The sequence below is a fragment of the Arthrobacter sp. Bi83 genome (assembly GCF_918698095.1).
GTDB lineage: Bacteria > Actinomycetota > Actinomycetes > Actinomycetales > Micrococcaceae > Arthrobacter.
On sequence record NZ_CAKKLY010000004.1, the window covers coordinates 19,762 to 43,703 of the forward strand.

Consider the following 23,942-nt stretch of genomic DNA (forward strand, 5'->3'; position numbering starts at 1 on the left):
CGTCACTTCGTTGTCTATAAAGACGCGCCGGAAACGCCTACGGTTCACCGCCGGCCCCAATTAAAGAGGGCCGGAGAAGAACCCGGGAACCGCGCCCTAAAGCTTCCGTGCCACGGCGAAGATCCTTCGGAACGGAAAGACGGTTCCATGGGCCGTGCCGGGGTACGCCTTTGCCAGGAGCGCGGCATATTCGGTCTCGAATTCGCCCCCCTCTTCCGGCGTGAGAGCAGCCAGGACAGGCCGCAGGCCTGTCCCCCGCACCCACTCCAACACCGGGTCTTCCCCGGAAAGCAGCTGCAGGTAGGTGGTTTCCCACGCATCAGCCGCGCACCCGGCGTCGAGCATGATCTCCAGGTACCGTGCGGGCTCGGCAACGGCGTCATCGTGGCGGAGGACGCCGTCGAGCCTTGCGGCCCAGCCCGGCGACTCGGCGAGTTCCCGCATGAGCGTGTGGGAAGGGGACTCGAAGTTGCCCGGCACTTGGAGCGCGAACCACGCACCCGGCCCCAGCGCTTCCAGCCAACCTGGGAGCAGTTCCCGGTGTTCCGGGATCCACTGCAGCGCGGCGTTGCTCACCACAACGTCGGTCTCGGGCGACGGCGTCCAGCCGGCAATGTCGCCGAGGCGGAACTCCAGGCGCGGTGCCGCCGCGTGGATTTCAGCCTTGGACAGCATCTCCGGCGAGGAATCGAGGCCCACTACCCGGGCCCCGGGCCAGCGTTCCGCCAGGGCCGCCGTCAGGTTGCCCGGCCCGCACCCCAGGTCCACCACTTCACGGGGTGCGGCGGCGTCTATGCGGCCGGTCAGGTCAAAAAACGGGCGCTGTCGGTAGTCGCCGAACTGGACGTATTTCGCGGGATCCCAGTGCACTTGGCCTCCGGTGGGTCGTGACGGCGCGGTCAGCGTCAGGTGCGGTCAGCCTGCGCCGCGGCCGCCCTGAACGTGCAGCCACCGCGAGCCTAGCGGCGGGCACGGGAGAAAGCACGCAAGGCAGGCACACGCACTAAGCTGGAAAGCAATGAAACTCGTTGAACAGCTCCCCTCCCCGGCCGCACGGATCGCAACGGCGGAGGTTGACCCGGACACTCTTTACCTGCGGTTCGTGGAGTGGACGGAAAGCCGGGGACTGGAGCTGTACGCCGCCCAGGACGAAGCCATCATGGAATTCGCCTCCGGCGCCAACGTGATCCTTGCGACACCAACCGGTTCTGGCAAATCCCTAGTGGCCATTGCCGCGCACTTCCAGGCGATGGCCCGCGGGGAGCGCAGCTACTACACGGCTCCCATCAAGGCCCTGGTCTCGGAAAAGTTCTTCGCCCTATGCGACATTTTCGGGGCTGAGAACGTGGGCATGATCACCGGCGATTCCGGCGTCAACCAGGACGCCCCGATTATCTGCTGCACGGCGGAAATCCTGGCCAACATCGCGCTGCGGGAAGGTGCCGCAGCGGACCTTGGGGCGGTCATCATGGACGAGTTCCATTTCTATGCGGATCCGCAGCGCGGCTGGGCCTGGCAGGTCCCGCTCCTGGAGCTCCCGCAGGCCCAGTTCCTCCTGATGTCCGCCACGCTCGGGGACGTGAGCCGCTTCGAGGCCGGGATGACCGAGCTCACGGGCCGGCCCACCACCACCGTCAGTTCCGCGGAACGTCCTATTCCGCTGCACTACTACTATCACCAGACCCCCGTCCACGAGACGCTCGAGGAATTGCTGTCCACCAGGCAGGTTCCCGTCTATGTGGTTCACTTCAGCCAGGCCGAAGCCATCGAACGGGCCCAGACGCTGATGAGCATCAACGTCTGCAGCCGCGAGGAGAAGGACCGGATCGCCGAGCTGATCGCGAACTTCCGCTTCGCCGCGGGCTTCGGCAAGACCCTTAACCGGCTGGTCCGGCACGGCATCGGCGTGCACCACGCCGGCATGCTGCCCAAGTACCGCCGCCTGGTGGAGCAGCTCGCCCAGGCGGGCCTGCTGAAGGTCATCTGCGGCACCGACACGCTGGGCGTCGGCATCAACGTGCCCATCCGTACGGTCCTGCTTACCGCGCTGAGCAAATACGACGGTGTCCGCACCCGCCTGCTCAACTCCCGCGAATTCCATCAGATCGCCGGCCGCGCAGGCCGGGCCGGCTACGACACCGCCGGCACAGTCGTGGTCCAGGCGCCGGAGCACGTGGTCGAGAACGTCAAGGCGATGGCCAAGGCAACCGCCAAGTTCGGCGATGACCAGAAGAAGCTGCGCCAGGTGGTCAAGAAGAAGCCGCCGGAAGGCTTCGTGTCCTGGGGCGAGCCCACCTACAACCGCCTGGTGGAATCTGTTCCAGACCCGCTCACCTCCAGCTTCACGGTCACCCACGCGATGCTGATGAACCTGATGGAACGGCCCGGTGATCCCTTCACTGCTGCCCGGCGCCTGCTCACCGAGAACCATGAAACGCGGCCTTCGCAGCTGCGGCTGATGAAGAAGGCGCTCGCGATTTACCGCGAGCTGCTCGCCGCCGAGGTGGTAGAGCGCATCCCGCCGGCAGAGCAGGGCGCCGACGGCAGGAGCGTCCGCCTGACAGTCCATCTGCAGGCCAACTTTGCCCTGAACCAGCCGCTCTCCCCCTTTGCCCTGGCCGCGCTGGAACTGCTGGATCCGGAATCGCCGTCGTACGCACTGGATGTGGTCTCTGTCATCGAGTCCACGCTGGAAAAGCCGCGTCAGATCCTCTCCGCCCAGCAGAAGAAGGCCCGGGGTGAGGCCATCGCCGCGATGAAGGCGGACGGCATCGAGTACGACCAGCGCATGGCGATGCTCGATGAGGTCACGTACCCGCAGCCCCTCGGGGAAATCCTTGGTGAAGCCTTTGAGGTCTACCGGAAGGCGGCGCCGTGGGTGGGCGACTTTGAACTGGCGCCGAAGTCCATCATCCGGGACATGTACGAACGCGCCATGAACTTCGGCGAGTTCGTCCAGTTCTACGGGCTGGCCCGCTCCGAAGGCATCGTGCTGCGGTACCTCGCCGACGGCTTCAAGGCCCTGCGGCAGACCGTGCCGCAGGACGCCCTTCGGGATGATCTCGAGGACCTCATCGCCTGGCTCGGCGAGCTGGTCCGCCAGGTCGACTCGAGCCTGCTGGACGAGTGGGAGGAGCTGACGTCCGGTGCGGCGCCGACTCCCCACGACGCCCCGCCTCCCCCGCCGCCGTCGCTGACGTCGAACATCCGCGCCTTCCGCGTCATGGTCAGGAACGAGATGTTCCGGCGCGTGGAGCTTTTCGCGGACGAGAATGCGGCCGCGCTGGGCGAGCTCGACGGCGATGCAGGCTGGGACGCCGACCGGTGGGAGAACGTCCTGGACGACTACTTCGACGAACACGACGACATCGGTACCGGCCCCGACGCCCGCGGGCCGGGACTGCTGATGATCACCGAGGGGCCGGAAGCATGGAAGGTCCGCCAGATCTTCGACGACCCCGCCCGCAACCACGACTGGGGCATCTCCGCCGAAGTGGATCTGGCCGCCTCCGACGAAACCGGCACCGCCGTTGTCCGGGTGACCGAGGTCAACAGGCTCTGACGGCCAGCCCCTTACGGGAGGACACAGTAAGCTCGGATACATGAGCGCAATCCGTCCCGCAACCCCAGACGACGTCCCCGCAATCCTGCAGATGATCCATGAACTGGCCATCTATGAGAAGGAACCGGACGCCGTCCGGAACACTCCGGAGATGCTGACGGCCGCGCTGTTCGGCGACACCCCCCGTGTGTTTGCCCACATGGCGGAGAACGACGCCGGGCAGGTCCGGGGCTTCGCACTGTGGTTCCTGAACTACTCGACCTGGGAAGGTGTCCACGGCATCTACCTGGAGGACCTCTACGTCACTCCGGAGGCGCGGGGCGAAGGCCACGGTAAGGCGCTGCTGCAGCATCTGGCCGCCACCGCCGTCGAACGCGGTTACGCACGGGTTGAGTGGAGTGTCCTGGACTGGAACGAACCGTCCATCAGTTTCTACCGGAACCTCGGTGCCAACCCGATGGAGGAATGGTCCACCTTCCGGCTTACCGGCGCCGCCCTGGCGGCGTTCGGAACCCGCAGCGGGGCCGGCGTCCGTGGCTGAGGCTGCGGTGGATGCCGCCATCCATACTGTCCGCGCGAGGCACGAATACCGCGGGATGCGCACCGCGGAACACTACTTCTCCGTCCCGCTGGACCATTTCAGTCCAGCCGCAAACGGCGCGGACTCCGAGACCATCACGGTGTTCGCCCGCGAATACGTCTCGACAGAACACAGCGAAGCGGCCGCGGAACGCCTGCCGTGGCTCGTGTACCTGCAGGGCGGCCCCGGCGGCCGCGGCAACCGGCTGATGTCCCTGGGCGGCTGGAGCAAGGCGGCCGCGAAGGACTTCCGCATCCTCATGCTGGACCAGCGGGGCACCGGGCTGTCCTCCCCCATCGACCGCAACACGCTGCCCGCGCGCGGTGACGCCCCGGCCCAGGCCCGTTACCTTGAACATTTCCGGGCCGATTCAATCGTTGCCGACGCCGAGCTGATTCGCCATGCCCTGGGCTCGGAGCCGTGGACCATCTACGGGCAAAGCTACGGCGGCTTCTGCGCACTGACCTACCTCTCGTTCGCGCCAGACGGCCTGCGCGAGGTCCTCATCACCGGCGGCCTGGCCCCGCTCACCGGACCCGCCGACAGGGTCTACCGCGAGACGTTCAAGCGCGTGGCCGCCCGCAATGCCGAGTATTACGGCTGGTACCCGGAAGACCGCGGGGCCGTGAACCGGATCGCCCGCCACCTGCGCGACACCGAGGAATTCCTGCCGGGCGGCGAACGCCTGACCGTGGAACGGTTCCAGATGGTGGGCTCCTTCCTCGGCGGGAACACCCGGGTGGACGGTTTGCACCACCTGCTGGAAGACGCCTTCGTGGACACACCCCGCGGTGCGCGGCTGTCCGATGCCTTCCTGGAGCAGGTCCGCTCGCTGGTCTCTCGGGCGGGCAACCCTCTCTACGCGCTGATGCACGAATCCATCTACGGCCAGGGACGGGCAACGGACTGGGCCGCATGGCGGGTCCTCAGGGAGTTCCCGGAGTTTAGCCCGAACGCCCCGGAGGTGCTCCTGACCGGCGAAATGGTCTACCCGTGGTACTTCGAGCAGGACGCGGCACTGCGCCCGCTGAAAGACGTGGCGGAGCTGCTGGCCGCGAAGACGGACTGGAAGCCGCTGTACGACACAGCGCAGCTGGCAGCCAATACCGTCCCGGCCGCCGCCGCCGTGTACAGCGACGACATTTATGTGGAGCGGGGCCTCTCGCTGGAGACTGCAGCAGCCGTCCGGGGGCTGCAGACCTGGGAATCAAGCGATTTCCACCACGACGGCATTGCCGACGACGGCGAGGCGATCTTCAGCCGCCTGCTGGGCATGGTCCGTTCAGTCCGCAGCTGACGACAGCACACAGCCTCCGCCCCGGCGCGAACGGACACTTCAGCCCCCGCCGCCTGCATAGCAAAAACAGACAACCCCGGCCGCCGGCCGGGGTTGTCTGTTCAGCGCCGCCAAGCGTGGCTGCCGCCCGCTGAACTGGGCGCCTGCTAAACCTAGTCGACGTCGCTCAGGCTCTTCCGGGCGTCCTCCTCGAGGCGGGCGTCCAGTTTGGCCTTCTGTGCGCCGGAACTGACCAGGCTCGCGATCACGGCGATGATGATGGTGCCCACGATGACCGCGAGGGAGAGGTACGTGGGGATCTCCGGGGCCCACTCGATGTGGTGGCCGCCGTTGATGAACGGAAGTTCGTTAACGTGCATGGCGTGCAGCACGAGCTTCACGCCGATGAACGCCAGAATGACCGACAGTGCGTGCTTCAGGTAAATGAGGCGGTTCATCAGGCCGCCGAGCAGGAAGTAGAGCTGCCGCAATCCCATGAGGGCGAAAATGTTGGCGGTGAAGACGATGAACGCGCTCTGGGTCAGGCCGAAGATTGCCGGAATGGAGTCCACGGCGAACAGCAGGTCCGTCATGCCGATGGTCACAAAGACGATCAGCATCGGCGTGAAGACCTTCTTGCCGTTCACAACGGTGCGGAGCTTGCCGCCGTCGAACTTCTCCGACATCGGTATCACCTTGCGGATGCGGGCAATGAGGGGATTTTCCTTGTCCTCTTCGTCTTCGCCTTCGTCCTGGGCCTGCTTCCAAGCGGTCCAGAGCAGGAAGGCACCGAAGATGTAGAAGACCCAGCTGAACTGCTCGATGACAATGGCGCCGAGCATGATGAAGATGCCGCGCAGGATCAGGGCGATGATGATGCCCACCATCAGCACTTCCTGCTGGTACTTACGCGGCACGGAGAAGCGCGCCATGATGATGATGAACACGAAGAGGTTGTCGATGCTGAGGCTGTACTCAGTCACCCAGCCAGCAACGAACTGGCCGCCGAACTCCGGGCCGGTAAACAGGAACATTGCGCCGGCAAAAAGCAGGGCCAGGGCCACGTAGAACGTCACCCAGAGGCCGGCTTCCTTCATCGAGGGCTCATGCGGGCGCCGCAGCACCAGGAGCAGGTCCAGAGCGAGGATGATGCCGAGGACGACGAACGAGCCGACCTCGAACCAGACGGGAAGTTGCACAGGGATACCTTTCGCAGGGTACAGAAAACCGGTGTAAGTCTCTCCGGCGAACCTATGCACTTGGTGCTGATGTGGTTGCCCGCTACGCCCGGCAGGGCATCTGTGCCTTGCGTGTTGACGTTCGTAGCGCTTGGGATACTCCCCTACGTGACCTCAACTTTACCCCACACCGGCACTTGCCCGCGCCCTGGACGTGCCAAAGCCCGGACAGCGTTCCACTGTCCGGACACAACGCCCCCGCATTGGCTTTGGCCAACCCGCTCAGGCGTGGCCGGCAGCCTGCATCTGGCGCAGTTCCTTTTTGAGCTCGGACACTTCGTCGCGGAGCCGGGCCGCGAGCTCGAACTGAAGTTCCGCGGCAGCTCCGTGCATCTGCTCGGTCAGCTGCTCGATCAGTCCCACCAGGTCCTCGGCCGGCGCGGCCGCGAGCCCGTCCGCGCGCACGGTAGCTGCCCCCTTTGCCGCGGACTTACCCCGCTTGCCGCCCTTGGCCAGGCGGTTGTTGTTCAGCAGCTCCTGGGTGTCGGCGTCCTCCTTGGCGAGCTGGTCCGTGATGTCCGCGATCTTCTTCCGGAGCGGTTGGGGATCGATCCCGCGCTCCGTGTTGTAGGCAACCTGGATAGCGCGGCGCCGGTTCGTCTCGTCGATCGCGTGCGCCATCGAGTCTGTGATCCGGTCCGCGTACATGTGAACCTGGCCGGAAACGTTGCGGGCGGCACGCCCGATGGTCTGGATCAGGGATGTCGAGGAGCGCAGGAAGCCTTCCTTGTCCGCGTCCAGGATGCTGACCAGCGACACCTCCGGGAGGTCGAGGCCTTCTCGGAGCAGGTTGATGCCTACGAGAACGTCGAAGACACCCATGCGCAGTTCGCGGAGCAGTTCCACACGGCGGAGGGTGTCCACGTCCGAGTGCAGGTACTCCACTTTGACGCCGTGCCCCAGCAGGTAGTCGGTGAGGTCCTCTGCCATCCGTTTGGTGAGGGTGGTGACCAGGACGCGTTCGTTCTTCTCGGTGCGGGTCCGGATCTCACCCAGGAGGTCGTCGATCTGGCCCTTGGTGGGCTTGACGACGACCTCGGGATCGATCAGGCCGGTGGGCCGGATGATCTGCTGGACGAAACCGTCGGCCTTGCCGAGCTCGTACTTGCCCGGGGTAGCGGACAGGTAAACCGCCTGACCCACGCGGTCCTGGAACTCGTCCCACTTGAGCGGTCGGTTGTCCATCGCCGAGGGCAGCCTGAAGCCGTGGTCCACCAGGTTCCGTTTGCGGGACATGTCGCCCTCGTACATGGCGCCGATCTGCGGCACGGTGACGTGGGACTCATCAATCACCAGGAGGAAATCGTCCGGGAAGTAGTCGATGAGGCAGTGCGGAGCGGTCCCGCGGGCGCGGCCGTCGATATGCGAGGAGTAGTTCTCAATGCCGTTGCAGAACCCCATCTGCTGCATCATTTCCAGGTCATAGGTGGTGCGCATCCGGAGCCGCTGGGCTTCGACGAGCTTGTTCTGGCCTTCCAGTACAGCGAGGCGCTCGGCCAGTTCGTCTTCGATTCTCTTGATCGCCCTGCTCATGCGTTCCGGACCGGCCACGTAGTGCGATGCCGGGAAGACGTACATTTCCTCCTCGTCCCGGATCACTTCACCGGTCAGCGGATGAAGGGTGTGGATGTTCTCAATCTCGTCCCCGAAGAACTCGATCCGGATGGCCAGCTCTTCGTACATCGGAATGATCTCCACGGTATCGCCGCGGACGCGGAACGTGCCGCGGTGGAAGTCCATGTCGTTGCGGGCGTACTGCATGGAGACAAATTTCCGGAGCAGATCGTCGCGGTTCATCTCCGCCCCCTTCCGGAGGGTCACCATGCCGGCGATGTATTCTTCCGGAGTGCCGAGGCCGTAGATGCAGGAGACCGTAGCCACCACAATCACGTCCCTGCGCGTCAGCAGAGCGTTGGTGGCGGAGTGCCGGAGCCGCTCCACTTCCTCGTTGACGGACGAGTCCTTTTCGATGAAGGTGTCCGTCTGCGCCACGTAGGCTTCCGGCTGGTAGTAGTCGTAGTAGGAGACGAAGTACTCGACCGCGTTGTTCGGGAGCAGTTCGCGGAATTCGTTGGCCAGCTGCGCAGCGAGGGTCTTGTTCTGCACCATCACCAGGGTAGGCCGCTGGACCTGCTCGATCAGCCAGGCCGTTGTCGCGCTCTTGCCTGTACCGGTGGCGCCCAGCAGCACGACGTCCTTCTCACCGTTCTTGATTCGTTCGGTCAGTTCCGCGATGGCGGCTGGCTGGTCACCCGCCGGCTGGAACTCGCTGATGACCTCGAAGGGCGCCACGATGCGGTTGATTTCCTGGGCAAGACTCATGTACCTAATCTACAGCGGGGCACGGACAGGAACTCCTGATTCAGCTTTAGGCTGTGCCGGACGTGCCGCCGGAGGTGCTCCCGGATTCCCACGACGGCGGCCGCCAGCCGCTGCTTTCGGCCCACCGCTCCATTTCCGGTCCGGCGGTCTCCGTGAACCAGGGTTCCTTGTCCGCGGCGTACCCGGACGTGGAGGAGTCTGAGGCATGGAGTGCCGCGACCCGGTGTTTCTCGGCCCCGTAGGCATCCCGCGCAGCCTGGTCCGCGGTGAGCCAGTCGCGGAAGCACAGGGCGAACCGCCAGCCAGGCGAGTCGGCCACGCGGACATGGACGTTGACGGGACGTCCCGGATCCGCGCTGCCGTGGAGCCGCTTGGACCACGCTGCGGGATCCGAATGTTGTGAGGTGGGGCTGTCGAGCAGGACCCCTGGCCAGACGGGGAAGCCGGCGTCGCCCAGCAATGGCGCGATGCGGTCCGCCGCGTCCATGTCCTTCACCGCCAGCTGAAGGTCGATGACGTTCTTGGCGGAGAGTCCGGGCACGGCCGTGGATCCGATGTGGTCCACGGCCAGGACGTCGTCAGGGGCGGCCGCCCGGAGCCGGGCCATGAGCAGGGATGCCTGACGTCGCCAGTCAGGGTCGTGCGCGGCCAATACCGGTCCACCATGCCGGGGAGCAACGGCAGCTTTGCTGACGTTCCGGGCAAAGGGCACGAGCCGGTCCTCCCACAGCCGGTCCACGGCAAGCCGCAGGTCCTCCGGCGTCCCGGAGTTGTCCAGCACGACGTCGGCGGCCGCGAGCCTGACATCACGGGCCGCCTGGGCCGCCATCCGGGAGCGGGCCTCTTCCTCGGTCATGTTGCGGTGCTCGACCATCCGCCGGACCCGGACGTCTCCCGCCGCATCCACCACAACCACGAGATGAAAACTGCTTTCCTGACCGGTTTCCACCAGGAGCGGGATGTCCTGGACCACGACGGCGTCCGCGGGGGCGGCGGCGATCACCGCGGCGGCCTGCTGCCGCACCAGGGGATGGACAATGCCATTCAGCACTGCCCGCCGTTCCTGGTCCCCGAACACGACGGCCCCGAGCCGCGGCCGGTCCAGCCGCCCGTCGGCGCCGAGGATATCCGGCCCGAACGTCTGCACCACCGCGGCTAGGCCAGGCGTGCCCGGCTCCACAACATCGCGGGCTATGGCGTCTGCGTCGACGAGGACCGCCCCCAGCTCCTGAAGGCGTGACGCCACCATCGATTTCCCCGAGGCGATGCCGCCCGTCAATCCGATCTTCAGCACTCCCCAAGACTAAACTGAACCGGTGGCTGACGACGCAGATTCCCAGGAGAGCAGGACGTCGTCATACACGACCCTTGCCGCTGGACCCGATTTCCGCCACGAGCTGGAGATCAAGCGATCGCGTTTCATAACAGTGCTGCGCCGCACGGACAGCGAAGACGGCGCACGGGCCCTGGTGGCGGGCCTGCGCCGCGAATTCCACGACGCCCGGCACCATTGCTCGGCGTTCGTTCTGGGCCCGGACCGGGACATCCAGCGCTCCAGCGACGACGGCGAACCCTCCGGGACGGCCGGGATCCCCATGCTGGAGGCGCTGATCCGGCGGGAAACCGCCCCGGGGGTGACGGACCTCAGCGACATCAGTGCCGTCGTCGTGCGTTACTTTGGCGGAATACTCCTGGGTGCCGGCGGGCTGGTGCGCGCCTACTCCGAATCGGTGTCCGCAGCCCTCGAACTCGCTCCCCTGGTGAACCGCAGCCGGCTGCGCCTCTGTGCCGTCCGGGTGGCCCATGCCGCGGCCGGGCGCCTGGAGAACGATCTCCGGGCCGCCGGCTACGTCATGGCCGAAACCGGTTATGAGTCCCAGTCAACAGTCCTGCGGCTCGCCCTGCCGGACTCACCGCGTGTCCTGGCAGATGCGGCCGGGCGGCTCGCCGCCATGACGGCCGGAAGAGCGGACCTGGAGCCGGAGGGCACGGACTGGGTTGACGGGCCGCTCCGCTGCTGATTATTAATCAGCTTAGTTTCTTGCTTCCCAGGGTTACTGGTGTTAGCCCACACAGCGCGCGGTGATACGCACCGGACATATGCAAAAAGGTGGCCGTCCCCGAAGGGACGGCCACCTTTCCGCGTGCTGTGCCGGCGTCCTGCTCTCCGGCCTTAGGGGCCGGCTAGCAGCACGCCGGTGTCACCAGCGCTGGGGCAATTAGTTGCCGGTCAGCTTCTCGCGCAGTGCTGCAAGAGCCTCGTCCGAAGCAAGCGTGCCTGCACCGGTCTCGGTTGCAGCCGGCTCGGAGGAGTAGCTGGTGGTGCCGGAGTCGCTGTCGCCGGACGTTGCAGCTGCAGCGTCGTCGGCAGCGTGCTGGGCAACCTGCTTCTTGTGTGCTTCCCAGCGGGTCTGGGCGTCAGCGTACTGCTGCTCCCAGGCGGCGCGCTGGTTCTCGTAGCCTTCAAGCCACTCGTTGGACTCCGGGTCGAAGCCCTCCGGGTACTTGTAGTTGCCCTCTTCGTCGTACTCAGCGGCCATGCCGTAGAGTGCCGGATCGAATTCGGTGCTGTCGGCGTCAACGCCCTCGTTAGCCTGCTTGAGGGAGAGGGAGATGCGGCGGCGCTCGAGGTCGATGTCGATGACCTTGACGAACAGCTCGTCACCAACGGAGACAACCTGCTCAGCCAGCTCAACGTGGCGGACAGCGAGCTCGGAGATGTGGACCAGGCCTTCGATGCCGTCTTCGACGCGAACGAACGCACCGAACGGAACCAGCTTGGTGACCTTACCCGGAACAACCTGGCCGAGGGCGTGGGTGCGGGCGAAGGTCTGCCACGGGTCTTCCTGCGTAGCCTTGAGCGACAGGGAGACGCGCTCGCGGTCCAGGTCGACCTCGAGAACCTCGACGGTGACTTCCTGGCCAACTTCGACAACCTCGGACGGGTGGTCGATGTGCTTCCAGGACAGCTCGGAAACGTGGACGAGGCCGTCTACGCCGCCAAGGTCCACGAAGGCACCGAAGTTGACGATGGAGGAAACGACGCCGGGACGGACCTGGCCCTTTTCCAGCTTGTTGAGGAACGTGGAGCGGACCTCGGACTGGGTCTGCTCGAGCCATGCACGGCGGGACAGCACAACGTTGTTGCGGTTCTTGTCCAGCTCGATGATCTTGGCTTCGATCTGCTGACCGATGTACGGAGCGAGGTCGCGCACACGGCGCATCTCGACGAGGGACGCGGGCAGGAAGCCACGCAGACCGATGTCGAGGATAAGACCACCCTTGACAACCTCGATGACGGTACCGGTGACGACACCGTCTTCTTCCTTGACCTTCTCGATGTCGCCCCAGGCGCGCTCGTACTGAGCACGCTTCTTGGAGAGGATCAGGCGGCCTTCTTTGTCTTCCTTGGTGAGCACCAGGGCTTCGACCTGATCGCCAACGGAGACGACGTCTCCGGGGTCAACGTCGTGCTTGATGGAAAGCTCGCGGGAGGGGATGACACCTTCGGTCTTGTAACCGATGTCGAGCAGAACTTCGTCGCGGTCGACCTTGACGACGGTACCTTCGACGAGGTCTCCGTCGTTGAAGTACTTGATGGTGGCGTCGACAGCTGCGAGGAAGTCCTCAGCGGTACCGATGTCGTTAATCGCGACTACGGGGGTACCGGGCTTCTCGGTGGAGGTGATGGTCATGTAGTAGGGGCTCCGTTGTGGATAGTTAGTCGGTCAGGCAAACCACCACGCCCGCGTTATTGAACGCAGGCGCAGGTCTCGGCAAATCCGGTGGATTTGCCGGGTCATCCTGATTTTGTGGATTGTAGATACGTGCACGTAGTACACGCCCGTTTATTATAGTGGCCCGCGCCAAGGCCGGTCAAAGCGCCTGGGCTGCCGTGCAGGCCCGCGACCTGCGCGAACACCGTCAGAAGTGCGTCAGGCAGTGCGGCGCGCGTTCGACGGCGAACATGAGGCGCGCTTTCAGCGCAGCTCCCAGGGCATGCTCGGTGATCCGCCCGGCCGAGGCCAGCGTCACCGGACAGACCGCACCAAGGTAGATGGAACCGAGTTCAGCGACGTCCAGCGAAAGCTCCGGGCGCGATCCGGCCGGAGCCTCCGTGACCCTCGCGCTGCCTCCGGTGACATCCAGGATGAACGTGCCGCCCGCAAAGCCAAGGCCGTCGCTGACCCCAAGAACCAGGGACCCGTCCGCGGAATAGTGCCGCGCGGAAAGGGCCTTGCCGGTGTCCAGGATCCGGAGCCACAGCATGTCCCTCTGGTCCGAAGACTCGATGCACCGCGGATCCTCCAGCGCCCACGTCAGGGGGTCGTCCACAGGGGCGTCTGCCCAGCTGACCCGGCCGGTCAGGTCGATGCTGCCGAGGAACTGCCAGAGTTCCAGGTAGGCGGCATCGGTGGCTGCCACCAGGTCAACCAGTTCGATGGTGTAGGGCTTGGTGTCCCAGCCGGCGAACTTGTATGAAACGTAGCCGTCGACCGAGCCCGCCGCGTCATAGTGGAGGGCGCACTTGATGGACTCATCCTCGGCGCCGTCGCGGCCGCACGTGCCGGACACAGTCTGGCGGTAGGCTTCCTGCCGCACGATCGAGCCCGGAGTCAGCCGGTGGACCCCTTCGAACACCTGGGGCGCCAGGTCCAGGAGGACTTTCCGGTCCGCGATTTCCACCGTGCCGGTTGCGGTATGGCGAAGCCGGAACCTGGGCCCGGTATCCACCTTCACCGTGCGCTCGAACGTGGCAACGCCGTAGCCGAAGCGGCCGTAGATCGACCCCTCGGACGCAGTGAGCGCGGCCACCGCCAGGCCGTCGGCTTTTGCGGCCGCGAGGTCCTCGGCCATCATCCGGCGCAGCAGCCCCTGCCGCCGGTGCGTCCCCCGCACTGTCACTGCGGTGACCAGCTGGGCCTCCAGCTGCCGTCCGTAGCCGATGTTCAGATTCTTGCGCAGCGTCCCGAACGTTGCCACGGGAATCTCAGCGCCCAGGGAATGCGGCGCCACCTCCCCCGTCTGGTAGACGCCGGTGAGCTCGCGGTTGTCCGCCCGGTACATGGCCATGAGCTTGTCCACGAACTCGTCGTTCCTGCGGCTGTCATGGAAACCGAAGCCCACCGCGCGGATCCAGTCGGTTCCCCAGGGATAATCCGGAGCTCCCTTGTCCGCTGCCCTGAACCGCCTGATCTCATACTCGTCTGCCACGTACTGCTCCCCCTTGAACGCGAATGTATGACGCGCGCAGGGCGCCGCTCCGGCGCCCTGCGCTTCCTGAAACTGCTAGTGGCCGGCGTCGTACCAGCTGGGGCCGACGCCGATCTGGACGTCCAGCGGAACGCTCAGCTGGGCCGCGGCGCCCATCTGTTCGGTGACCAGCTTCTCCACCGCCTCGCGTTCCCCCGCTGCGACCTCCAGGACCAGTTCGTCATGGACCTGCAGGAGCATGCGCGATTTGAGGCCCTGGGCTGCGAGTTCGGAGTGCACGCCCAGCATGGCGCGTTTGATGATGTCAGCCGCCGACCCCTGGATGGGAGAGTTCAGGGCAATGCGCTCAGCGTTCTCGCGCAGCTGCCGGTCCGTGCTGGTGAGGTCCGGGAGGTAGCGGCGGCGCCCCTCGATCGTGGCGGTGTAACCGTCGATCCGGGCCTGGTCCACCACGCCGCGGAGGTAGTCGCGGACGGCGCCGAACCGGTCGAAGTAGTCCTTCATGAGTGTCCGTGCCTCGTCGACGGAGATCTCCAGCTGTTTGGAGAGGCCGAACGAGGTCAGGCCGTAGGCGAGGCCGTAGGACATCGCCTTGACCTTCGATCGCATGGCACTGGTCACCTGATCGGTGGGCACATGGAAGATGTTGGAACCCACGAAGCGGTGGAGGTCTTCGCCTTCCTTGTAGGCCTGGATCAGGCCGGCGTCCCCCGAGAGGTGGGCCATGATGCGCATTTCGATCTGTGAGTAGTCCGCGGACAGCAGGCAGTCGTAGCCTTCGCTGACCACAAAGATGCCGCGGACGCGCCGGCCTTCCTCGCTGCGGATGGGGATGTTCTGCAGGTTGGGGTTGTTGGAGGAGATCCGGCCGGTGGCTGCCACGTTCTGCGCATACGTGGTGTGGATCCGGCCGTCTTCGGTAACGGACTTCTTGAGCGATTCCAGCATCTGGCGCAGCTTCGAGGACTCGCGGTGGGCCATGAGCTGGACCAGGAATTCGTGCCCTGTTTTCTCCAGCAGGTTCTTGAGCGACGCGGCGTCGGTGGTGTAGCCGGACTTGATCTTCTTGGTCTTCGGCAGCTGGAGTTCTTCGAAGAGTACCGTCTGCAGCTGCTTGGGCGATCCGAGATTGACCTCGTGGCCGATCGCGGCGAAGGCGAGTTCCTGGGCGTTGTCGATCACCTTCGCGAGATCCGCAAGCTGTTCGTCCATGCGCGGCATGTCGATGGCGATGCCAGCGAGTTCCATGTCGGCCAGAACCCGGCTGACGGGCAGCTCCAGGGTGGTCAGCAGGTCCGCCGCCTTGCGTTCCGTCAGTTCCGATTCGAAGAAACGGCTCAGGGCCTGGACTACCGCGGCTACCCGGACCAGCGCGTCGGCAGCGGCGGCGTCGTCGCCGTCGAACGACAGCTCAAGCTGGCCTGCCTTGGCGGTCTCGGCTGACATGCTGATGTTGAGGTGGTGCTGAGCCAGTTCGGCGAGCTCATACGTGCGGCGGTCCGGCTGGATGAGGTACCCGGAGATGGAGGTGTCATCCACTACACCTTCCAGGCCCAGGCCACGGCTGGACAGGGCTTTCAGGGCTGCCTTGTAGCCATGCATGACCTTCGGGGCTTGCCCGTCACGCAGCCACTCCGCCAGGACGTTTTCCGCTGCGGCGTCCTGGGCGGCGAGGTCGATGTAGACGGCGGCGTCGTCACGGACAATGGCCAGTGCTGCGGCGTCTTCGCCGATGCGGCCGGGCACCAGGTCAACGGCGACGGCCGACCGCTTACCGGCTCCGGCCGCCAGGAAAGCACTCAGCTCAGTAGCGCCGGAAGGGGCCACAAAAGCCGGCGTGTCGATGCTCTCCCGCTTAGCGGATTCCACGTCGTCGCTGCCGTAGAGGGCGAAGAGCCGCGTACGGATGGTCTTGAATTCAAGGTCGTCGAACAGTTGCTCCAGGGCGGCCTCGTCCGGGCGGGGTTCCGCGAGTTCGTCCAGCGTTACCGGGAGCTGAAGATCAGTGTGGAGCCTGTTCAGCCGCCGGTTGCGCTTGACGTCCTCGACGTTTTCGCGGAGGGCGTCCCCCACCTTCCCGCCGATCGCGTCGAGGTTCTCCAGAACCCCCTCCAGCCCGCCGTACAGGTTGATCCACTTGGCCGCCGTCTTGGGGCCGACGCCGGGAACGCCAGGGAGGTTGTCCGCGGTCTCCCCGACCAGGGCGGCGAGGTCCGAGTACTGGGCCGGGCTGACAAAGTACTTTTCCTGGATGGCTGTGGCATCCATCCGGGGAATGTCGCTGACGCCCTTCCTGGGGTACAGCACAAAGACGTTGTCCGTAATCAGCTGGAAGGCATCACGGTCGCCGGACACGAGAAGTACCTCGAAGCCTGCCTGTTCACCCATTGCGGCGAGGGTCGCCAGGATGTCGTCCGCTTCGTAGCCGGGCATCTTGATGGTCTTGATGCCCCACGCGCCCATGACTTTGTCGATGAGATCGATCTGGCCGCTCATCTCCCTGGGCGTCTCATTGCGCCCGCCCTTGTACTCGCTGTACTCGGCCTTGCGGTGGGTGGTTTCGTCCGAGACATCGAAGGCCACGGCAATGTGGGTGGGCTTCTGCTCCTTGATCAGGTTGATGAGCATGGACGTGAAGCCGTGGATGGCGTTGGTGTGCTGGCCAGCGGACGTGGAGAACTTGTCAGCAGGGAGGGCAAAGAAGGCCCGGAACGCCATGGAGTGTCCGTCCAGCACCAGGAGGCGCGGCTGGTCCGTCAGGGGAATAACCGGGGCCACGGTCGCGGAAGCAGCGGGGCCGGCGGGACGCGGGACCGCAATATCCTGCAGGGTGTCGGCGTCGGACGGGAAAGGGGCCGGTTTGGTAGTTTCACTCACAGGTGCCAGCCTAGTTGCCATGATGGACAATTTCACGCCCGGCCAGCCCGCCGAAGAGGTGCGGTTCAAGGACGAACTGATCACGGCCGGCGTCCCGGAGCAGCTGCACGATTGGCTCGGCGAGTTCGGCATCGGCGCCCTGGTGGTGAAGATGGGGATCCGCTTCCTGGAAATGAGCCCCGAGCGGACGGTGGCCACCATGCCGGTGGAAGGGAATACCCAGGTGGCAGGGATCCTGCACGGCGGCGCCCATGTAGTGCTCGCGGAAACCCTCGGTTCCTTCGCGGCCGGCATGCACGCCGGCCCCGGGCGCCAGGCGCTTGGCATCGAGGTGGGCGCTACGCATCACCGGGCCATCGCGGCTGGCACCGTGACGGGAACCTGCACGGCCATCCATCTCGGCCGCACGCTCACCACCCACGAAATCGTCATGACCGATGAGCACGGCCGCAGGCTTTCGACAGCCCGGATCACCAACCTGATCCGGGACATCAACACGTAGCATCACCGGGCCGGCCACACTGGCGTCTGGCGGCGCTCAGGCCGCCTTCCGGCGTGCCGGGTACGCTATCCGGCCTATCCGGCCTCTCCGCCGAAACGGTAGCGGAGCTCCACGATCCCCCGCCCCTGGGTGCGGGACTCAACCAACTCAAGTGGCGGCGTCGGGACGTTCAGGGGAAGCAGCCGCTTCCCCTGGCCCAGCACCACGGGGATGATCGAGACGATGAGCTCGTCCAGCAGGCCGGCATCGGCGAACTGGGCCGCAAGGTCACCGCCGCCCACCACCCACACATTCCTCCCGGCGGCATCGCCCGTGAAGTCCCTGGCGAACTCCTGGACCTGCCCCCGCACGAAGGTGACGTCTGCGCCCGGGGGTGCTGTGAATTCGTGGTGGGTGAAGACCCAGCAAGGGGTTTCGGGATAGGGCCAATTGCCGGACTCGTGGTCCATCAGCCACTGGTAGGTGGTGCCGCCCATGACGATGCAGCCGACGCCGGCCATGAACGAGTCGTAGCTCTCCTTGCCGCCGTCGAAGCCGTCGAACTGGAGCAGCCAGGCAAGATCGTCATCAGCGGTGGCGATGAATCCGTCGAGGGACGATGCAACGTAGTACTGGACGCTGGGCATGGTCTAAGACTAGCCATCCCCGGCCGTGGTTCCCAGAGGCCGCAGAGGCTTGTGTGGCGTCGGTGGGTTAGCCGCTGAAGTAAGGGATGATCAGGTACAGCCCGAAGAGTACGGCGATGCCGCAGAGCCCAAAGCAGGCGTAGGCGAGGTAGCGGACCCACACGGGAGCGGTGACCTGGCGGTCTCCGGCAATGGCAGTCAGGCGGACACCCAGGGAATAGAGGACCACTACGGTTACCGCGGCCACGAGCGTGGCTCCGGCTACTGTGAGGAGTTCCAACCACTTCATTGCTGAGAATCCTTCGGATTGTTCGCCTTGGCACGTGCCCGGGCGAGGGCTTTCTTCTTCGCGAAACGGACAGCCTGTCCGGCTTCTTCGACCTCCACGGCGTTGTGGTGGCCCACTTCGGACTTGCGTGAAACCAGGAACATATAGAGCACGGCTCCGGTGCCGGCGACCGCAGCGATGACCACGCCCACAACACCTGTCTTGACGAGGAGCGCGGTGAGGGCGCCAACGATGCCGGCAGCGGGAAGGGTAAAGAGCCAGCCGAGGGCGATGCGCCCCACCATCCCCCAACGGACGGTTGTGCCCTTGCGGCCCATCCCCGAGCCGATCACTGATCCGGAGGCCACCTGGGTGGTGGAGAGGGCGAAGCCCAGATGCGACGAGGCAAGAATGGCGGAGGCGGTGCTGGACTCTGCCGCGAAGCCCTGCGCGGGCTTCACTTCGGTAAGCCCGGCGCCCATGGTCCTGATGATCCGCCAGCCGCCCGCATACGTGCCAACGGCGATGGCCAGGGCGCAAGCGCCGATGACCCACAGCTGCGGTCCGGTGCCCGGACTCTGCGTGCCGGCCGCGATCAGCACCAGGGTGATGATGCCCATGGTCTTCTGGGCGTCGTTCGTGCCGTGCGCCAGTGCCACCAGGCTTGAGGTGAAGATCTGGCCGGTCCGGAAGCCGCCGCGTTTCTGCGTGAGCTTGCTGCCGGTCTCGGGATCGTGCCGGGACGTGAGCGCGTAGGCGATGCGGGTACAGATGTAAGCGACCACGCCGGCGATGACCGGGGCGAAGACGGCCGGCAGAATGACCTTTTGCAGCAGGGTCTCGAGGTTCACGGAATTAAACCCGATGCCTGCAATGGCTGCGCCGATCAGTCCGCCGAACAGGGCGTGCGAGGAACTCGACGGCAGCCCTTTGAGCCAGGTGACCATGTTCCAGAGGATGGCACCCATGAGCCCCGCGAAGATGATGTCCGGGGTGATCTGGACGCCGTCGGCTCCCTCGCGGATGATGCCGCCTGAGACGGTCTTTGCCACTTCCGTTGACAGGAAGGCGCCCACCAGGTTCAGGACCGCCGCGAGCGCAACTGCCGTCTTCGGTTTGATGGCACCGGTGGCAATGGGTGTAGCCATCGCATTCGCCGTGTCGTGAAAGCCGTTGGTGAAGTCGAAAAATAATGCCAGCGCTATGACCAGCGCCACCATGAAGGTGATATCCACCTGTTGCCCAATCTGCAGAGTCGACGGTCAGCAGTTCCACTTTCCCCTGCCTGCCCTGCAAAGCATAGTTCACCGGCTGTTCGGCCGGTGTGACTTGCGGGTGGTTGCAGGACGGGTTTGAAACCTTATAGATCGTACGCGCCCTGAGGATCAGGTCAAACCGTGTCCTCCGCGAAAATCCGGATGGAGTCGAGCTCCACCGGTGACAGTCCGCGCCTCGGGTCAGGCGAAACCAGCAGGGCGCGGGCACCGAGCACTCCTGCCCATGCCTGGGCCCGGCCCTCGAAGGCGAGCTGGTCGTCAATCCAGATGATCCGCTCGGGACGGGTGAATTCGACGTCCGCCTGGATTGCCTCGAGCTTCCACCAGTCCGCCCCGCCTCCCGCGCCGTCCGCGGTCAGCACCGGCCACTGGCCGCCGTCGAGCCCGGTGACCGGGCAAAGGACCGCCGGTGCCAGTTCTTCCCAGCTCGTGAGCCACACGCAGCGGAGACCGGGGGTCGGTGCCAGCCGGTTCAGGGCCACCACCAGCTCCCCCGCATACGCAACCTCAAGCATCCCGGCGTAGGCGTACGTCCACGCCGAGCCCCAGGGGGTGTCGCCGGTGGCCCCGAACGGGCACACCACGCCGTCGACGTCCAGGTACAGCGACACGTTTCCCATGGCTTGGTCCTTCCGGCGCGGTCCTGGCCACGGCCTCTCCCGCCAGGCCGCCTGGCGATGCGTCTGGGCGGACGCCGGCTTTGGGCGGCCCGGGCTCGGGCCGCCCAAGGCTCTGAGGCCAACGCTACGGAACTGGCGTCCGGGCGGGCAAGGGCCTGGCACTTCGACGGTCCGCCACGCCCTTCAGGTATGGGCCGCCCAGATCCGCTATGGGCGTCCGGGCCGTCTCCCGGGAGAAGTAGGCAGCTATTCCGGCGATCACCATGCAGGCTGCGGCAAACAGGGCCACAGGAATCCAGCCGTTCCGTCCAGCGCCCAGCAACAGCCCGGCGATCATCGGGGCGAATCCTGCCACCATCAGGCCAAGCTGGTTTCCGATGGCCATGGCGGAATACCTGATGGGCGCTGCGAACTGTTCCGCGAAGAAGGCCGGCCAGATGCCGTTGAAGCATGAGTAGAAGAGGGTCATGTTGACGAAGGCGGCCAGGAAGATCAGGGTCATGTTCCCGGTGCCCAGGGCCCAGAAGTACCCGAAGATGGTCGCAGAGCAGCCAAGGGCTGCCGTGATGAGGAGCGGGCGCCTCCCCACGCGGTCCGAGAGCTGAGCCGTCACGGGCATCACGAACATCGACAGCCCAATGGAGACGGCATTCACCGTGAGGACTGAGGCCTTGTCCAGACCTACCGTGCCGGTGGCATAGGCGAGGCCGAACACCGTGAAGACTGTCTGCATGACGGACATGATGGACATGCCGATCACGCGCAGCACGTCAGGCGTCTGGAATCTGAACACATCGCGGATAGGCAGTGACTTGACCTCGTCGAACTGTTGGGCCTCTTCGAAGACGGGGGTCTCGTCCAGATGCGTGCGGACCCAGTAAGCGATGGCCAGCACTGCCACGGAGAGCCAGAAGGGGACGCGCCAGCCCCAGCTCATCAGCTGGTCCTGCGGCAGGGCTGAAATCGGGATGAATACCAGGGTGGCCAACACCATGCCGGAGGCGTAACCGGTCATGACAAAGCTGGTGAAGAAGCCGCGCCGCCCCTCCGGGGAATGCTCAAGCGTGAGCGTGGAGGCACCCGCTGACTCTGCGCCCGCGGAGAATCCCTGGAGCAGCCGGCCGGCGGTCAGCAGGATGGGCGCCCAGACACCCACCTGCTCATAGGTGGGAAGGAACCCGATGCCCAGCGACGCCAGTCCCATCATGCCGAGAGTGAACAGCAGCGTGCGTTTCCGTCCCAGCCTGTCGCCGAAGTGCCCCATGACCAGCCCGCCGATGGGCCGCGCCACATAGGCGACGCCGAAAGTGGCGAAGGAGGCCACCAGTCCGACGGCCGGGTTGCCGCTGGGGAAGAACAAGTGGCTGAACACCAGCGCTGCGGCAGAGCCGTAGATGAAGAAGTCGTAGTACTCGAGCGTGCTGCCCAGGAAGGATGCGAGGGCGGCCTTGCCAGGCGTCTTGCGCGGTGGCGCAAACTCTGCTGCGCCGGCAGGTGAATTTGTGGACATGTGAATCTCCTTGGGACGTCGTAGTCCGGGCGGACGGGGTCTTGTCGGGATGGACGGGATCTTGTCCACCCGGACGGGACCGTATCCGGATGGACGGGACTAGAGGTGGAAATCGACCGAGAGGATTTGTTCGCTGTTCGGAAAGGAGTATTTCTTCAGCGGTTCGTGCAGCGGGTGCGTGTTGTAGACGGCGACGTCGTCCACTGACGCGAAGTCGGCCACGATGGCGTAGTCGAACGACCGTTCGGTGCCCATGACGTCGGGGCCGTGGGTGAGGCACAGCAGGCCGGGGATGTTTCCATCCATGCGGTTCAGGCCGTCGATCCAGGCCTGCCGGTCGGACGCCGGGAAGTCCGGTTTGAAGCGGAACAGGACGGCGTGCCGCATCATGGCCGGGCTCCGGCGAGAGCGGCTGCCCGCTCCCCGGCCGGGTAGCTGGCACTTTGGCCGGCGGCTGTCCGTCCTGCGAGGTAGCCCATCGTCATGATGGGGCCCAGGGTCGCCCCGGCGCCCGGGTAACCGGCCGCGTAGGCATTTTCGGTGGTGTTGCCGGCGGCGAACAGCCCGGCGATCGGCTGGTTGTCGACGTCGAGCACCCGTCCCCGGCCGTCGGTGGCCACGCCGCCGTTGCTGCCGAACGCACCGTTGACTACTTCCAGGGCGTAGTAGGGACCGTTCTGCAGCGGTCCGAGGGACGGGTTGGGCCATGGGCAGTCGTCGTCACCCCAGTACTTGTCGTAGGCGCTCTCACCCCGGCCGAAATCGGGGTCCTCGCCCTTGACGGCGAACTCGTTGAACCGGTCCACGGTGGCGGTCAGCTTGCCCGCAGGCACGCCGATCCTGACTGCCAGTTCTGCCAGGGTGGGCGCCTCAATCAGGTAGTCCGGCGTGGGCATGCCTGCGCGGTGGGCCAGGACGCCGTAGCGCTCCAGGTACGTGTGGTCGAACACCACATGGGCCGGCGTGTTCAGTGTCCGGTTGTTGGGCGAATCCCACGACTGCAGGCAGCGGGCGAGGTCGTTGTAGTTCTGGGATTCGTTGGCGAAGCGCTCGCCGTTGCGGTTGACCATGATGGACCCGGGACCCTGGCGTTCGAAGCGGAGCAGGGTGCCCACCGGCTGTCCGTCCCGGGTGTCCCCCGTGATCGCCATCGGAGCCCACCATGCTTCGCGCGTGCCCCGGGTCTGGCCGCCAACGCGCTGGGACATCTTCAGCCCGTCACCGGTGTTCGACGGCGTGGAGCACATCGCGTACAGCCGGGACGCCAGCAGGGAGTCGGCCAGCTGACGGTCCCATTCAAAGCCGCCGGTGGCAAGGACCACGCCGTCGTTGGCCTGAATCTGTTCCCCGGTCTCCAGTTCAACGCCGGTCACCCGGCCGCCGCTGGTCAGAAGCCGGTGCCCCCGCGCGCCGACGGCGAGGGCCGCGCCGTCGCGGACCAGGCTGGCGAGCAGCATGGAAACAAGGGCGTGTCCCTTGGCCACGAGGCCCTCGGCCTGGCGGCGGTTGAGGTCGGCCCACGGGAACTTGGTGAAGGCACCCCAGTTTTCGTATTCCTGCATGGTGAAGGGTGCCCGGCCGTCGGAGCGCACGTGCGCGGCGAGGTCGCCGAGGGCTTCGCGGATGTTGAAGAGCTCGGGCTCCACGGTGCGTCCGCCTTCCACGGAGCCTGGCAGGTCCTGGCGGTAGTCGGGGAAGTTGTTCAGGAACAGGAACCTGAGGCCCAGTTCCTCTTCCGTGTAGCGGAGCATGGTGTCCCCATAGTCCAGGGCGGCGTCCAGGAGCTCACGGCGCCCCCGCCCCCGCGCCACTGCGGCGACGTATGTCCGGGCGGCTTCCTTGGAGTCGGTGATGCCGGCAGCCCTGGCGTGGTGGTTGTCCGCCACCCACAACATCCCGCCGGAGACGGCGGACGTTCCGCCCAGCAGGGCAGACTTTTCGAGGACAACGACGGACTTGCCGGCGTGCGCCGCGGTGGCGGCGGCAGTCAGGGCACCGGCGCCGGAGCCGACGACGACGACGTCGTAGCGGTCCGCGGGGGTTCCGTAGAGGAATTTCATGGCATGGCCT

At 65.7% G+C, this 23,942-nt stretch carries 19 protein-coding genes; 5 read left to right on the plus strand and 14 right to left on the minus strand.

What is annotated here, in order from left to right; all coding sequences use genetic code 11:
• Positions 1-96 precede the first annotated feature (96 nt).
• The gene (locus LQ144_RS03675) at positions 97-870 is read right to left on the minus strand and encodes a trans-aconitate 2-methyltransferase (protein ID WP_230117213.1); all 774 of its coding nucleotides are present in this window, start codon (positions 868-870) and stop codon (positions 97-99) included.
• Between the two features lie 148 nt (positions 871-1,018).
• Between LQ144_RS03675 and LQ144_RS03680 the strand changes: the two genes are divergently transcribed.
• From LQ144_RS03680 to LQ144_RS03690, 3 genes are read left to right on the plus strand one after another with little or no spacing between them, the layout of a single operon-like run.
• A complete protein-coding gene (locus LQ144_RS03680) occupies positions 1,019-3,562 on the plus strand; it encodes a DEAD/DEAH box helicase (protein WP_230117214.1) in 2,544 nt (847 codons plus the stop codon).
• A gap of 40 nt (positions 3,563-3,602) precedes the next feature.
• Positions 3,603-4,103, plus strand: a complete 501-nt coding sequence (locus tag LQ144_RS03685; protein WP_230117215.1) for a GNAT family N-acetyltransferase — start codon at positions 3,603-3,605, stop codon at positions 4,101-4,103.
• Positions 4,104-4,158: 55 nt separating this feature from the next.
• Positions 4,159-5,439: an alpha/beta fold hydrolase gene (locus LQ144_RS03690; protein WP_230117315.1), complete on the plus strand. Its 1,281-nt coding sequence runs from the start codon at positions 4,159-4,161 to the stop codon at positions 5,437-5,439.
• 152 nt (positions 5,440-5,591) lie between these two features.
• On the opposite strand, the gene LQ144_RS03695 is transcribed toward LQ144_RS03690, so the two are convergent.
• The 3 genes from LQ144_RS03695 to coaE all read right to left on the minus strand — a co-directional run bounded on the left by LQ144_RS03695 (position 5,592) and on the right by coaE (position 10,272).
• Complete coding sequence (locus LQ144_RS03695; protein WP_230117216.1) at positions 5,592-6,617, minus strand: TerC family protein; 1,026 nt, start codon at positions 6,615-6,617, stop codon at positions 5,592-5,594.
• Between the two features lie 261 nt (positions 6,618-6,878).
• On the minus strand, positions 6,879-8,978 hold the full coding sequence (uvrB, locus tag LQ144_RS03700; RefSeq protein ID WP_230117217.1) for an excinuclease ABC subunit UvrB: 2,100 nt from the start codon (positions 8,976-8,978) through the stop codon (positions 6,879-6,881).
• Between the two features lie 46 nt (positions 8,979-9,024).
• The gene (gene coaE / locus LQ144_RS03705) at positions 9,025-10,272 is read right to left on the minus strand and encodes a dephospho-CoA kinase (protein WP_230117218.1); all 1,248 of its coding nucleotides are present in this window, start codon (positions 10,270-10,272) and stop codon (positions 9,025-9,027) included.
• Positions 10,273-10,294: 22 nt separating this feature from the next.
• On the opposite strand from coaE, the gene LQ144_RS03710 reads away from it, so the two are divergent.
• Entirely contained in the window at positions 10,295-10,999 is a 705-nt protein-coding gene (locus LQ144_RS03710; RefSeq protein WP_230117219.1) for a YigZ family protein, read from the plus strand.
• Between the two features lie 198 nt (positions 11,000-11,197).
• Here the strand turns inward: LQ144_RS03710 and rpsA are convergent, their stop codons facing one another.
• The 3 genes from rpsA to polA all read right to left on the minus strand — a co-directional run bounded on the left by rpsA (position 11,198) and on the right by polA (position 17,090).
• Entirely contained in the window at positions 11,198-12,673 is a 1,476-nt protein-coding gene (gene rpsA / locus LQ144_RS03715; RefSeq protein ID WP_230117220.1) for a 30S ribosomal protein S1, read from the minus strand.
• A gap of 229 nt (positions 12,674-12,902) precedes the next feature.
• Positions 12,903-14,192, minus strand: coding sequence for a GNAT family N-acetyltransferase (locus tag LQ144_RS03720; RefSeq protein WP_230117221.1), 1,290 nt, complete (start codon positions 14,190-14,192; stop codon positions 12,903-12,905).
• Between the two features lie 75 nt (positions 14,193-14,267).
• Positions 14,268-17,090 carry a DNA polymerase I gene (gene polA, locus LQ144_RS03725; protein WP_290369705.1) on the minus strand — a complete coding sequence of 941 codons (2,823 nt, stop codon included), beginning with the start codon at positions 17,088-17,090 and terminating at the stop codon, positions 14,268-14,270.
• On the opposite strand from polA, the gene LQ144_RS03730 reads away from it, so the two are divergent.
• Complete coding sequence (locus tag LQ144_RS03730) at positions 17,089-17,571, plus strand: hotdog fold thioesterase (protein WP_230117222.1); 483 nt, start codon at positions 17,089-17,091, stop codon at positions 17,569-17,571. The two genes, polA and LQ144_RS03730, sit on opposite strands and share 2 nt — an antisense overlap.
• Before the next feature lie 74 nt (positions 17,572-17,645).
• Here LQ144_RS03730 and LQ144_RS03735 read toward each other — a convergent pair whose 3' ends face one another.
• The 7 genes from LQ144_RS03735 to LQ144_RS03765 form a co-directional block, all read right to left on the minus strand.
• Positions 17,646-18,197, minus strand: a complete 552-nt coding sequence (locus LQ144_RS03735) for a dihydrofolate reductase family protein (RefSeq protein WP_230117223.1) — start codon at positions 18,195-18,197, stop codon at positions 17,646-17,648.
• 67 nt (positions 18,198-18,264) lie between these two features.
• Positions 18,265-18,486, minus strand: coding sequence for a hypothetical protein (locus LQ144_RS03740; RefSeq protein ID WP_230117224.1), 222 nt, complete (start codon positions 18,484-18,486; stop codon positions 18,265-18,267).
• Entirely contained in the window at positions 18,483-19,700 is a 1,218-nt protein-coding gene (locus LQ144_RS03745; protein ID WP_290369706.1) for an inorganic phosphate transporter, read from the minus strand. Before LQ144_RS03745 ends, LQ144_RS03740 begins: the two co-directional genes overlap by 4 nt.
• A gap of 155 nt (positions 19,701-19,855) precedes the next feature.
• Positions 19,856-20,362, minus strand: a complete 507-nt coding sequence (locus LQ144_RS03750) for an HAD domain-containing protein (RefSeq protein WP_230117225.1) — start codon at positions 20,360-20,362, stop codon at positions 19,856-19,858.
• Between the two features lie 124 nt (positions 20,363-20,486).
• Positions 20,487-21,872, minus strand: a complete 1,386-nt coding sequence (locus LQ144_RS03755; protein WP_230117226.1) for an MFS transporter — start codon at positions 21,870-21,872, stop codon at positions 20,487-20,489.
• 99 nt (positions 21,873-21,971) lie between these two features.
• Positions 21,972-22,262: a Dabb family protein gene (locus LQ144_RS03760; RefSeq protein WP_230117227.1), complete on the minus strand. Its 291-nt coding sequence runs from the start codon at positions 22,260-22,262 to the stop codon at positions 21,972-21,974.
• The gene (locus LQ144_RS03765; RefSeq protein WP_230117228.1) at positions 22,259-23,932 is read right to left on the minus strand and encodes an FAD-dependent oxidoreductase; all 1,674 of its coding nucleotides are present in this window, start codon (positions 23,930-23,932) and stop codon (positions 22,259-22,261) included. The genes LQ144_RS03760 and LQ144_RS03765 overlap by 4 nt, the downstream gene beginning before the upstream one ends.
• Positions 23,933-23,942: the final 10 nt, after the last annotated feature.

Bases quoted from the DNA above. Each gene is read 5' to 3' on its own strand.
- LQ144_RS03680 (WP_230117214.1), top strand. From the start codon at position 1,019: ATGAAACTCGTTGAACAGCTCCCCTCCCCGGCCGCACGGATCGCAACG.
- LQ144_RS03685 (WP_230117215.1), top strand. From the start codon at position 3,603: ATGAGCGCAATCCGTCCCGCAACCCCAGACGACGTCCCCGCAATCCTG.
- LQ144_RS03690 (WP_230117315.1), top strand. From the start codon at position 4,159: ATGCGCACCGCGGAACACTACTTCTCCGTCCCGCTGGACCATTTCAGT.
- uvrB (WP_230117217.1), bottom strand. From the start codon at position 8,978: ATGAGTCTTGCCCAGGAAATCAACCGCATCGTGGCGCCCTTCGAGGTC.
- rpsA (WP_230117220.1), bottom strand. From the start codon at position 12,673: ATGACCATCACCTCCACCGAGAAGCCCGGTACCCCCGTAGTCGCGATT.
- LQ144_RS03730 (WP_230117222.1), top strand. From the start codon at position 17,089: ATGATGGACAATTTCACGCCCGGCCAGCCCGCCGAAGAGGTGCGGTTC.
- polA (WP_290369705.1), bottom strand. From the start codon at position 17,090: ATGGCAACTAGGCTGGCACCTGTGAGTGAAACTACCAAACCGGCCCCT.
- LQ144_RS03735 (WP_230117223.1), bottom strand. From the start codon at position 18,197: ATGCCCAGCGTCCAGTACTACGTTGCATCGTCCCTCGACGGATTCATC.
- LQ144_RS03740 (WP_230117224.1), bottom strand. From the start codon at position 18,486: ATGAAGTGGTTGGAACTCCTCACAGTAGCCGGAGCCACGCTCGTGGCC.
- LQ144_RS03750 (WP_230117225.1), bottom strand. From the start codon at position 20,362: ATGGGAAACGTGTCGCTGTACCTGGACGTCGACGGCGTGGTGTGCCCG.
- LQ144_RS03755 (WP_230117226.1), bottom strand. From the start codon at position 21,872: ATGTCCACAAATTCACCTGCCGGCGCAGCAGAGTTTGCGCCACCGCGC.
- LQ144_RS03760 (WP_230117227.1), bottom strand. From the start codon at position 22,262: ATGATGCGGCACGCCGTCCTGTTCCGCTTCAAACCGGACTTCCCGGCG.
- LQ144_RS03765 (WP_230117228.1), bottom strand. From the start codon at position 23,932: ATGAAATTCCTCTACGGAACCCCCGCGGACCGCTACGACGTCGTCGTC.